This window comes from Myroides odoratimimus (assembly GCF_038039805.1).
Classification (GTDB): Bacteria; Bacteroidota; Bacteroidia; order Flavobacteriales; family Flavobacteriaceae; genus Flavobacterium; species Flavobacterium odoratimimum_B.
This window is the reverse complement of the sequence record NZ_JBBPHK010000002.1, coordinates 1-11,544: the sequence shown is the minus strand read 5'-3', so window position 1 is coordinate 11,544 and position 11,544 is coordinate 1. Positions and strand designations below refer to the sequence as shown.

General features: G+C 30.7%; 12 protein-coding genes. 2 read left to right on the top strand and 10 right to left on the bottom strand.

Features of this window, described 5'->3' with window-relative positions:
* The first annotated feature begins 50 nt into the window (after window positions 1-50).
* Both AABL85_RS01940 and AABL85_RS01935 read left to right on the top strand, forming a co-directional pair.
* Window positions 51-1,184 (top strand): site-specific integrase, encoded by a 1,134-nt coding sequence (locus AABL85_RS01940; RefSeq protein ID WP_341308952.1) that lies wholly within the window; start codon window positions 51-53, stop codon window positions 1,182-1,184.
* 120 nt (window positions 1,185-1,304) lie between these two features.
* Entirely contained in the window at window positions 1,305-1,598 is a 294-nt protein-coding gene (locus tag AABL85_RS01935) for a helix-turn-helix transcriptional regulator (RefSeq protein WP_341308951.1), read from the top strand.
* Between the two features lie 905 nt (window positions 1,599-2,503).
* Here AABL85_RS01935 and AABL85_RS01930 read toward each other — a convergent pair.
* The 10 genes from AABL85_RS01930 to AABL85_RS01885 all read right to left on the bottom strand — a co-directional run bounded on the left by AABL85_RS01930 (window position 2,504) and on the right by AABL85_RS01885 (window position 11,514).
* Window positions 2,504-3,049: a hypothetical protein gene (locus tag AABL85_RS01930; RefSeq protein ID WP_341308950.1), complete on the bottom strand. Its 546-nt coding sequence runs from the start codon at window positions 3,047-3,049 to the stop codon at window positions 2,504-2,506.
* A gap of 5 nt (window positions 3,050-3,054) precedes the next feature.
* Complete coding sequence (locus AABL85_RS01925) at window positions 3,055-3,864, bottom strand: hypothetical protein (RefSeq protein WP_341308949.1); 810 nt, start codon at window positions 3,862-3,864, stop codon at window positions 3,055-3,057.
* Between the two features lie 40 nt (window positions 3,865-3,904).
* A complete protein-coding gene (locus tag AABL85_RS01920; protein WP_341308948.1) occupies window positions 3,905-4,135 on the bottom strand; it encodes an RHS repeat-associated core domain-containing protein in 231 nt (76 codons plus the stop codon).
* 50 nt (window positions 4,136-4,185) lie between these two features.
* Window positions 4,186-4,419 (bottom strand): hypothetical protein, encoded by a 234-nt coding sequence (locus tag AABL85_RS01915; RefSeq protein WP_341308947.1) that lies wholly within the window; start codon window positions 4,417-4,419, stop codon window positions 4,186-4,188.
* Window positions 4,420-4,953: 534 nt separating this feature from the next.
* Complete coding sequence (locus AABL85_RS01910) at window positions 4,954-5,613, bottom strand: hypothetical protein (protein ID WP_341308946.1); 660 nt, start codon at window positions 5,611-5,613, stop codon at window positions 4,954-4,956.
* Window positions 5,567-6,475 (bottom strand): RHS repeat-associated core domain-containing protein, encoded by a 909-nt coding sequence (locus AABL85_RS01905; protein ID WP_341309248.1) that lies wholly within the window; start codon window positions 6,473-6,475, stop codon window positions 5,567-5,569. The genes AABL85_RS01910 and AABL85_RS01905 overlap by 47 nt, the downstream gene beginning before the upstream one ends.
* A gap of 422 nt (window positions 6,476-6,897) precedes the next feature.
* Window positions 6,898-7,401, bottom strand: a complete 504-nt coding sequence (locus AABL85_RS01900) for a hypothetical protein (protein ID WP_341308945.1) — start codon at window positions 7,399-7,401, stop codon at window positions 6,898-6,900.
* The gene (locus AABL85_RS01895) at window positions 7,401-8,429 is read right to left on the bottom strand and encodes an RHS repeat-associated core domain-containing protein (protein ID WP_341308944.1); all 1,029 of its coding nucleotides are present in this window, start codon (window positions 8,427-8,429) and stop codon (window positions 7,401-7,403) included. Before AABL85_RS01895 ends, AABL85_RS01900 begins: the two co-directional genes overlap by 1 nt.
* A gap of 491 nt (window positions 8,430-8,920) precedes the next feature.
* On the bottom strand, window positions 8,921-9,391 hold the full coding sequence (locus AABL85_RS01890; RefSeq protein ID WP_341308943.1) for a hypothetical protein: 471 nt from the start codon (window positions 9,389-9,391) through the stop codon (window positions 8,921-8,923).
* Between the two features lie 11 nt (window positions 9,392-9,402).
* A complete protein-coding gene (locus AABL85_RS01885; protein ID WP_341308942.1) occupies window positions 9,403-11,514 on the bottom strand; it encodes an RHS repeat-associated core domain-containing protein in 2,112 nt (703 codons plus the stop codon).
* Window positions 11,515-11,544: the final 30 nt, after the last annotated feature.

The following is an 11,544-nucleotide window of genomic DNA, read 5'->3' as shown; positions in this document are numbered from 1 at the left end:
TGGTACAAATGTGGTACAAATTAAGTCTCCCTAACCTAATATAGAAAATTATGAACATCACACTTAAACAACGAAAACTGCCAAGTGGAAAAATTAGTCTTCAAATTGAATACTACAAAGGATTTGAAGTTTCACTAGAAGGTAAAAAAAGGCATATCAGAGAATTCGAAAACCTCAAACTCTTCCTCCACGGCTCTCCTAATAGTCCAAAAGAGAGAAAAGAAAACAAAGAAGCACTCCAAATGGCTGAGAATATCTTAGCTATCAGACAAAGTGAAGACCTTCGAGGTAAATACGGAATTAAAAACAAACACAAAGGACAACGTTGTTTCCTAGACTTCTTTCACGAAAAAATGGAAGAGAAATACGAAAGTCCTAAAAACTACGGAAACTGGACAGCTTCTTTTCTTCATTTAAAACGTTGTATATCTCCTACCCTTACTTTTGATGAAGTAGATGATGACTTTTTAAAAAGAGTTAGAGAATACATTGATAAAAAAGCCCTTACTAAAAGTAAACTTCCTCTTTCATTAAACTCAAAATATTCTTATCTCAATAAGTTTAGAGCTGCTCTTAGATTAGCTTTTGAAGAGGGCTATCTAACGATTAACTATGCTCAAAAGGTAAAGAGTTTTAAACAGGCGGAAAGCCAAAGAGAGTATCTTACTTTTAATGAAGTACAACGTCTTGTAAAAACAGATTGTAAATACGAAGTGCTCAAACGAGCTTTTTTATTCTCTTGTTTAACTGGTCTTCGCTGGTCGGATATTAACAAGCTTGTTTGGTCTGAAGTAAGAGACGAAGATGATGTTTGTAGAGTCATCTATAGACAAGAAAAAACAGAAGGTGTTGAATATCTTTATATCTCCAAACAAGCAAGAGAACTCTTAGGAGAAAGAGAATCACTGAATCAACTCGTTTTTACTAATCTTAAATACTCGGCTATTTACAATAATGAAATCGTTCGTTGGTGTAACAGAGCGGGTATTCACAAGCATATTACTTTCCATAGTGCAAGACATACAAACGCTGTCCTACTCTTAGAAAATGGGGCTGATATTTACACTGTTTCAAAGCGTCTAGGGCATCGTGAGATTAGAACGACTCAAATCTATGCTAAAATCATAGATAGTAAAATGAAAGAAGCCTCTGAGCTTATTCCGGAACTTAAATTTGGATTTTAAACTAAACGTTTAATTACAGATTATAATTACAATAAAGCCAAGTAGTACTTGAAAGTACACTTGGCTTTAGTCGTTTATGATTTAAGTGTAGTTTGCTTCTAAATCTAAAAACAATTGACTATGGAGAACATTAAACTTATACTTGACAAGCTTGATTATCTAGAGCAACTTATTATCTCTAATCACAAGGAAATTCTGTCTGTGGAAGAACTAGAAAAATATACAGGTTTTAAAAAATCATATATCTATCACCTGGTTCACTACAGTAAAATCCCTTACTCTAAACCTAATGGTAAATACTTGTTCTTTCAGAAATCCGAAATTAATGAGTGGCTTTTAAAAAACAAGTCTTTATCTGATGATCAAATTCAGGAAAAAGCGCGTGAATATGTTTTGAAAAAGAGAGATATTTAGGAGTTTTTTATTGAACTAAAATGTCGGCGCAAAAAGTTATGGCCCATTATTGGTAAAGGATAACGGATGATGTAGTACACCTGAAATTTACATTTGAAAAAAAATGTTAGCGTAGAATTGTAAAAAGTAAAATTATGTAAACAGAAAAAAAATCTATCCCATTAAAAGTGTTCACCTTATTCCGATGGAACGTGACCATCTAAAATAACAAGTTCAAATGTGTCTAAATATCTTAGCAAAAAATATAGGAGATATGGTAAATAAAAATTTGACATATTATAATGAAATTAATTACTACAACTATATACCAAAGGAATAAGTCAACTTCAAATAGTGGCAGGATTCGAACCACTCCTTGTAAATATCTTTAAAATCAATCACTTGAAGATCTTTTTAAAAAACCTACTCACCTAATTACTCACTCATCTTTTTATAGGTAATTAATTCAAAATTAATTATTTAATTCATAAAACAAATTTTATACGATAAAATTAGCTTTGTTATGAAAGATAATGTTCTACACTCCATGATTTTTCAGGTCATGGAAGTTTAATCAGATGCTTTACTGTTTTATTTCCATTACTTGTTTTACTGCTGCTCCTTTGGGTTCTTTTCCAGCATTAAAAACAATCTCAATATCTTATTCAGAATCGACAAGTTTGCCAAATTGTATTCTTCCTATTTCAATACTTTGTAAAGCTTTTCCAATTTGTCAATCAATACTCTAGTATACCCTCCTTAGCCACAAAGTGTCTAAGTTTGAAGAAACAGGTTACAATCACATCTTCTCTTTTATTGATGCGTTTATCACTAAAAGAAAAATTCAATCGATTTTATAAAATAAAGCCTCTTACAATTCTAATTATGGGGCTTGTTTCTATAAATCAATAAAATAAATACTTTCTCTAGTGGGGAAATTTAGTTTTAAATCTTGGAAAAATACTATACCACCATCTATTTTTCTTCCATTTAACATTCAATTTATCTAAAACTTGTTCTTCTAAATCTTTCTTAAATTGTTTATTTTCATTTGTACTTAAATCTCTTAACAAAAAATAACTTCGTGCATTAATTGTCCTATTATTTAAAAATCGAGATCCTTCTCCTGCAGATATCAATCCTAAAGTGGTAGTGCAATTATCTATTCTTTTTACATAGCACAATACTACTGTTTTTCTGTCTCTTAATAAAAAATACACATAATACATATTTCCATTTTTCTCATCAATTAATCCTCCAAAAGATGAACTATCTAATGGTACTTGTAATGAAAACTCTCTTTGTTTTAATTTTTGTATTTCATTTATAGCTTTATCTTCCGAAACATTTAAGATATACTGTTCTGCATAGGGATGGCTTCCCACCATAAACAAAGAATACAAAAAATTAATAATGATAATAACAACTAAAAAACTAATCACTATTTTTAAAAATCGAACTATTTTCTTCATAAAAACTATCTAAAATTAGACATACCTATATTTATTAAAATTCGTTGTTCAGGTGTATATGGATAGCTATATTTTGGAGAAGGCAGTACAAAATTTAACAATGTCTTTGGAGTTGCGGCAGCTCCCAAACCATACCCTAAAAGATCTGATTTGAATCTATCTGCTGGACTTAAAAAACCCAATCGAGACAAAAATATATGTTGACTTACAAAGGTCCAATCTGCCGAAATTGCACTCCTATCCATTAACAGTTCACTTGCACCTGTAATTCCTAACTTATCATATGCCAAGTCATGTTGTATACCAGGAAATTCAACTAACGATGATGGATAATAAGAAAAATCTCGTATTGGCTGTCCTCTTGTTCGCCCTTCTCCTCTTGCTGATAGAGAATAGCCCTTTATAGGTGCTGTATGTGTACCTACAAAAGATGGTTGTTTATAATTCATCAACGTGGTGTTAGTATTATTTAACTTTAAAGTAGCTGATGGAAAAGTATTAGTATAGGCATTTACTGATAAGTTCACACTCCCTTTATCAAAACTTATATTGAGCTTTTGTGCTACATCTACAACTTGGTATCCCATAGAGTTTAGTCCTCTTTTTTCAAAACTTGAAACACTTGCATGTTGTTCATAATTAATAGACATGCCTGATTTTGTAAAATAATTATTATTTCCACCTTCTCCTGGATAAAAATCTCTTCCTTGAAATTTACCAAAAGTCTTTCCTATCTCCGTAGTTTTTGTAGTACTTAATCCTGTTAATTCCCCACTACTATTTTCTGTGGCAGAAAGATTTATAGTTGTTGTCAATTTATCTCCCTCTGGAAGGCTTCCTAAAGGACCATCATAATTATCTGCTATAAAACATTAAAAGTAAATGATAAGTTTCTTCTGCTTTAGTTGAAACTTGATCATTAGCCTTATTATCCCAATAAATAGAACCGTCTTTTCGTTGTACAAAATCCTCAGGCGCCATACCTGTAGGGTCGGTTAAATTAATAGGATTATTCATTGTATAGTTATACGGATTCCATCCTACAAACTTCTCCGCCAACGGATCCACACTCAGAAATATACTCATTCCATGATCATAATAGCGTGCGCCATAATAGTAATAGCCTATGCTTTCGTCTAATTTAGCACTGTGTTCGGTTTGTTCGCCAAAAGCTCATCGCTTTCTCCTCCAAACTCGTTGAACTTATAAATGTTATCAAATATATTATTAGTACTTTGCTCTGTCATAACCTCTCCAAATGGAAGATAATCTACATATTGGCATGGTTTCCCTAAGATGTCTGTAATATAAAAGAACATCATTTTTAATACCCTAAACTTTAGCTTTAAAGCAAAAAAAAGAGTATCCACAATAAAAAAAAGTTTATCGCCAATGTGATAACATTCGTCTTACTATATTGACTTTACTACCACTTTGACAACAAACCACTTTTAAAATACAGCAAAGCATTTCTAATGCCTTACCTCAATTATAATTGTCATAATAGCTTGACTACTATTTACTTTAAAAAGTGTTTAAACTACTTTTAAAATAAGTTGTACTCCATACTTTGCTTTTATACTAAACCATCGCTAAAAGCCCAACTACACTTTTTACTACACCACTGTTGTTTTATTGTAGTCTAAGGCTGTACTTTATCGTTGCAAACACTTCTACCATTGTCGTTTAAAATGTCGAAGCCTTTTTTAATAGTGTAACGGTGGCAGGGTGTTTTATTTGGTTTACAGTGGACGGTTTACAGCTTACGGTTCTAATTTTCTATGTATTGAATATTCTTCCGTCAACCGTTAACAGTTTACTGTTAACTAAAAAACAAACCCCAACGATCCGTTTGGAAGGTTTGGGGTAGTGTTTTTATTTAATGGTTAAACAAACTATTTTTATCACAATGCCCATTCACCATGTTGATTCTCTTTAAGAAATTCTAAACTATCTCTTTTCATATCATTAAAAAATTTAGGATAAACTATTGTTTTCTCATCTATTATATCATCCATCTTATACTTACTACTTTCAAAAACAAATTCATCTACACCAAATACTACCTTAACTTTATGGATACGAAAATCTTTATTATAGCAAATTCTAATCATTGATTGCGGTCTATAATATTGAGATATCGTTGAGATAAATTCCTTTCCTATACTATAATTATAAACATCTATCTTATACACATCATTCAACGGAGCTAACGTATCAAAGACACTATAATGGAAATTTTTAGTTGACAATATTTCTTTATTTATTAATTTATTGTCATTTCTCATTAACACTTTATTTGACACCAAAACAAACGACTCATTCTGTCTTCTTAATACTAATAAGTTTTCATTTGTATCAATAGAATCGTTAGTAGTGGTTTTTACAACTATGCTATCTTTGTTATAAATAACCTCTAAATTACATTCATAATAGTATTTTGTTTTTTTATTAACAGAAATCTGAATAAATTCATCATTAACCTTTGATTGACATCCTATCAAAAGTAAAGTAAAACTAATAAGACTTATACTTTTTATCAGCATTCTTAAATGATTTCTCATATTTAGGTGACATTTCATTTCTAAAAGATTTATATTTACCATACCCTCTATGATTTACTTCTTTTCCTTCTGCTCCTTTTTTCAAAGCTTGATGATCACTGTCGCCCGAAGGAAAAGTACCGTTTTTTAATGCTTTAGCTGTTGCTTCACTACCATTTTTTTCATAAAATTCAATCATATCTTCTACTTTGTAACCGTGCATAAAATTTTCATGTCCTAGCGATTCTAAAAGAGTTCCTTCTCCATACATGGTATCAAAATTAGTCTCAAAATATAAATTTCCACTTTCCTTATCAATTCTTCCTCTAAACAAAGCTTCAGTAGTTCCCCAATATGCTCCTCTTTCTCCTGGATCAGATATATTTATATCGGTTATTCTTAATTCATATTTTGAAAACTTTCCTTCCTCTGTAGCTGTTATTCCCACAAAATTATCACCTTTACTCATAAATTGTCTATAAAAGTTTCCACCTTCAGTCGATGACGCAAATGCTCGTGTAGCTTTTGCAAAATTGGTGGTAAATCTATTTTTATGGTAATCAATTGATCTTGTTTTACTATTATAAACATAGGCACTTGGTACAATCTTTCTTCCATCAGGGTCAACAAAATTTAAAGGTCTATTCCCCACATAAGCATAAGGCGTAAAACTCATATACTTCTCCGCTAACGGATCCACATTCATCCATCTACCAATAGCTGCATCATAGTTACGGGCACCATAATCAAAGTAGTTAAGTCCTAATTCCTCTTGCTTTTCTTTACCATTGTATTCGTATTTATAATCTTTCATTAAAGCATCATTCTTCTGATTATAGCCCTTATGTGCTAATCCAAAAGGATAATAGTTCGTCTCTTCTATAATCTCATTTGCTTCAATTATGTTGTTTTTACTCTTATCACTATAAGACAGTCTTACATTGCCCAGATGATCTTTAAATTGATATACATAAGCATTAGTTTCAGCATTAAAAAAACCTTCTGCTGTAGGTAAGAAACTAAGTTTTCCTTTTACATACTGAAACCCTCCTCGATAATCCGTTAGTTAGCGTAACTACGCCACTATAAACTTTAATAGCAAGTTCCCATCCTTTAAAAGTAAATGTTGATTCTCCTATTTTTTATTAAGGAAGCCTACAACTCCTTCCTTAAACAAACGAAACTGAAAAGTACTATGTAAATATAAAACCCTCTAATCTAAGGACTAGTGGGTTTGTTTTTATCTTTTCATGAAGGCCATGAGTAAAATGTTTACGTTCAGCTGGTGAATCTATAAAATTTTAGTTACTCTATCTGAATCAAGTCATTTAATAAACTATAAAATGCTATAAAAGAAGGATTAAACTCCATATTACTATATAAAATTTCTTCTTTAACTAGAATCTCCTTATTATTTTTAAATACTCTAACAAGAATTGAGGGATAGTCGGCTACTGGTGCAGGTTCTGCGTTTTTAGAAACAACTATTCTTTCCTTCTTTTCAATATAAAATTTATTAATATAGTTTATTAAATATTGATGATTGTGATCATTTTTAATTTCGGATTCATCATCATTGAGTAAAATTATTAATTTATCATTTGTTAATCTCACGACGAAACTTCTATCATTAAACTCTCCAAAAAAAAAGCATTCTATTTCCACTCGATCAACATTATTACCTAATTTTAAGATATTAACTTTTCCCACTTGATTCTCCTTACTAGTATAAACGTTTTTACTATTATCTGTTTTTGAAATACAAGATACAACTAAACAACAAAATAAAATAAAATATACATTTTTCATTACTTCACATATTTATTATACAACCTTCTATACAAAACATCCACTTGATTTTTTCCCGTTTCTTTTTTGGTATAATTTTTCAATTGTTGGAGATTAAAACTTTTATACCCGTCTGTTGTTTTATTCCACAAACTTTTAAAATTTATTACATTCTTATAGGCCAACCTATGCGACTTATCATCTGAATCATTTCCTTGTCCCTTCTTGATATGAGAATACCATTCATGAACTGCAATTGAAGACTGAATATTTTCTACAGTTGTTTCATATCCATACTTATCAGTTCCCGTTATCCTATCATTCCATCCAGCATACATACTTTTAGGTCTCGAATTCCATCCTCCTGAATCATTAGAATTGTGGTATATCTTACTGCCTTCTAAATCGCTCATACTAAACGTTTCATCATATATTTGTTGCCCTTCTAATTGAGAGGCAATATGAGTCCATATTTTCGATTTAGCATTTCCTGATAATTCTCCTCTCACTCTGTCATAAGTATTCCCTTCTCCACGTTGTGTATTTACATCAAAATTGTCATAAAGAAGCTCATCAGCAGACATATTACTAAAATTCTTATTCCCATCATAAATAATAACATCTCCTGTATATCCTTCTTTCGTATTTCCTAGATAATCACCATTAGATCCAAAAACTGGATTCGCACTCATCCCTGTAGGGTCAACTAAATTCATTGGGTTATTGTGTACATAATGATATGGTGTCCATGCAGGGAATTCTTCTGCCAACGGATCTACATTCATCCATCTACCGATGGCTGCATCATAGTTACGAGCACCATAATCGTAATAGTTAAGACCTAACTCTTCCTGTTTCTCCTTGCCATTGTATTGATATTTATAATCTTTCATCAGAGCATCATTCTTCTGATTATAGCCCTTATGTGCTAACCCAAAAGGATAATAGTTTGTTTCTTCTATAATCTCACTTGCTTCAATTGTGTTGTTCTTACTCTTATCACTATAGGACAGTCTTACATTACCTAGATGATCTTTAAATTGATACATATAAGCATTAGTCTCAGCATTAAAGAATCCTTCTGCTGTAGGTAAGAAACTAAGTTTTCCCTTTACATACTGAAATCCATCTAAATAATCTGTTAGCGTAACTACACCTTTCTCCGTTACTTTTTTCTGTATCTTCTCTCCACTAGCTGTATAAAGATACTCTATTTTATCACTTCCAAAGCTAATCTCTACAGGTAAGTTTAAGTGATTATGCTTAATCTTAGTTATTTTTTTGTGTTTATCACTAGTGAGATTACCAAACTCATCATAGATGTAATCAGCACCTGCTGTATTTACTTGTTTAAAACCTTCTTGATTTCCTGTGGCATCTCTTACTGTTGATAGTCTATTACTTCCTGATTCATAACCATAAGTAAGCTTATCAATTACTGTTGTTACTCCCCCTACAGAAGCTCCATTTCTATCAAGTTTTAAAATATTTCCATTTTTGTCATAGGCTAGTTTTTCATCATATAGATTAGCTGTTGAAGCTAATAATTAATCTTATATTTGATTAATATCGGCTCATAAATTATTGGTGGAAAATCACTGTCATAATCATAAACATTACCTAAAAAATTGCAAAAAACATTATTAGTACTTACAATTAATTTTTTAGGATAATCTCCAAATAATAATACAGGTTTTCCCTTATATAAAGTGTATCCAATAAAATTTTTAAATGTATCTGGTCTATATTTATCAAAAACATTAAAGTCAGTTTTCCCTATATAAATTTCATAATAATTATTTTTTTGATTAACTAACAATAAAAACACTTCATTTTCTACAAAAACAGGATCTTTTTCTTTTATTTTTTCATCAATTAAACGTTTTAACTTAATTGAGGTGATCTGAAAACTTACTTTTTGAGATAATAATTCATTATAATCAATTGAATTAAAAGATGTCAATACTATATATATTATTGCAATTATACTAATTTTAATAAATTTATTCATAAGTCTTTGATTTAATATTTAATTAACTCTTTTTGTCCTTTGGCATTTATATACCAATTGACCTTGTTAGGAAATTTTTTCTGAATAAAGTTTTTTAATTTTATATCATTACCTCCATTTTTATTATCTTTTCCATCTAACCCTGAAGGAATTGTAGTTCCATTAGGGTGATTATGTATGAAGTCATAACTTTGTGTTTCATCTTCTTCCAAAAAACGCGTTAATAATGTTGCTCCTCCTCCTTCTGTATCTCTAGAATATGAAGTGGAAATCCAATTATTATTTGTTTTATTTTCTTTTATCAAAGACCACTCAACCAAGGTATTATGGGATAAAAAATTAAATAATTGATTCATCTTACTTCTATTAGTACCAAAATAATATGAGAATTTAATTCCAGAAAGTGATTTATCCTTATTTTCTTTTAAAATTCCTCTATCAACATAAATTGATTTATTTGTTTGTTTATTCTTTTGATCTAATACAATTAACTTATCAACTTCTTTTCCATTTTTATCTTCATGTCTTTCATTATTTAAATACTCTATTTTTCCTCCTTGAGTAACTGTAAAGGTATCATCATTTTCAAATTCAGCTGGTTTCATCCCATCAGGATCAATAAACCTAATCGGATTATTAAACGCATAGTTATAAGGACTGTGACGACGCATCTGCTCCGCCAGCGGATCCACATTCATCCATCTACCAATAGCTGCATCATAGTTACGAGCGCCATAATCGTAATAGTTAAGACCTAACTCTTCCTGTTTCTCCTTGCCATTGTATTGATATTTATAATCCTTCATTAAAGCATCATTCTTCTGATTATAACCTTTATGAGCCAATCCAAAAGGATAATAGTTTATTTCTTCAATGATCTTATGAGGTAATATTAAATTTTCATTATTAATATCACTATAGGATACTCTCACATTGCCCAGATGATCTTTAAATTGATACACATAAGAATTTGTTTCAGCATTAAAGAATCCCTCCGCTGTTGGTAAAAAACTAAGCTTGCCCTTTACATACTGAAACCCTCCTAGATAATCCGTTAGAGTTACAACTCCTTTCTCTGTTACTTTCTTCTGTAGTTTCTCTCCACTAGCTGTATAAAGATACTCTATTTTATCAGTTCCAAAGTTAATCTCTACAGGTAAATTTAGGTGATTATGCTTAATCTTAGTTATTTTCTTGTGCTTATCACTAGTAAGATTACCAAACTCATCATAGGTGTAATCAGAACCTACTGTATTTACTTGTTTAAAACCTTCTTGATTTCCAGAAGCATCTCTTACAGTGGATAATCTATTACTCCCTGATTCATATCCATAAGTAAGCTTATCAATTACTGTTGTTACTCCCCCTACAGAAGCTCCGTTTCTATCAAGTTTTAAAATATTTCCATTTTTGTCATAGGCTAGTTTTTCATCATATAGATTAGCTGTTGAAGCTGATCCTAAGTCTGGAGATTTAAAAGAACCTAATACTAATCTATTAGCTCCATCATAGACATAGCCGTAACTACGCTTTTTATTATCTATACCACTTGTCCATATCTGTTCTGAGATATTACCGTTATAAAGGGCGTTTACACCTGTAATACTTTGCTCAGGTTTGTTGTAGTTAAGTTTTAATAAAAATAATGGACGTCTCAAGTTAGGGTGATAATAATTAGCTATACTATTTATGTCTGTTAACCATCCTCTAACATTGTATAAGTATAGATTTGTATTAAAAAATATATTTTTAGCAAGATTTCCTCCCACATCCTTTTTCTCTAAAGCTCCTAACTCATCATAAACATTTTTAAAAAGTACAACCTCTGCTAAATTATTAACCTTATGAGTTTGCTGTAATAACCTTTCTGCGTGATCATAAACAAAGTTTTCTTCAACAATACTTTGCACTGCAACGTTATCTCTTTTGTGTTTAGTGGTTACTTTTAATGGAAGTCCTGTAAAAGTATACTTTGTATCTACTTGTGTATATCCTTGTAAATAATTCTTAGTATAACTTCTAAGAACACGACTGTTATAATCATACAACATAAAAGTAATATTTGCTTTCTGTTCGTTACTATTGGTTAGCACTCTTGTGTAGATTCCTGAGAAAGTGACCATGTCATTCCGGTGGAAAGTGACCACCTAAAA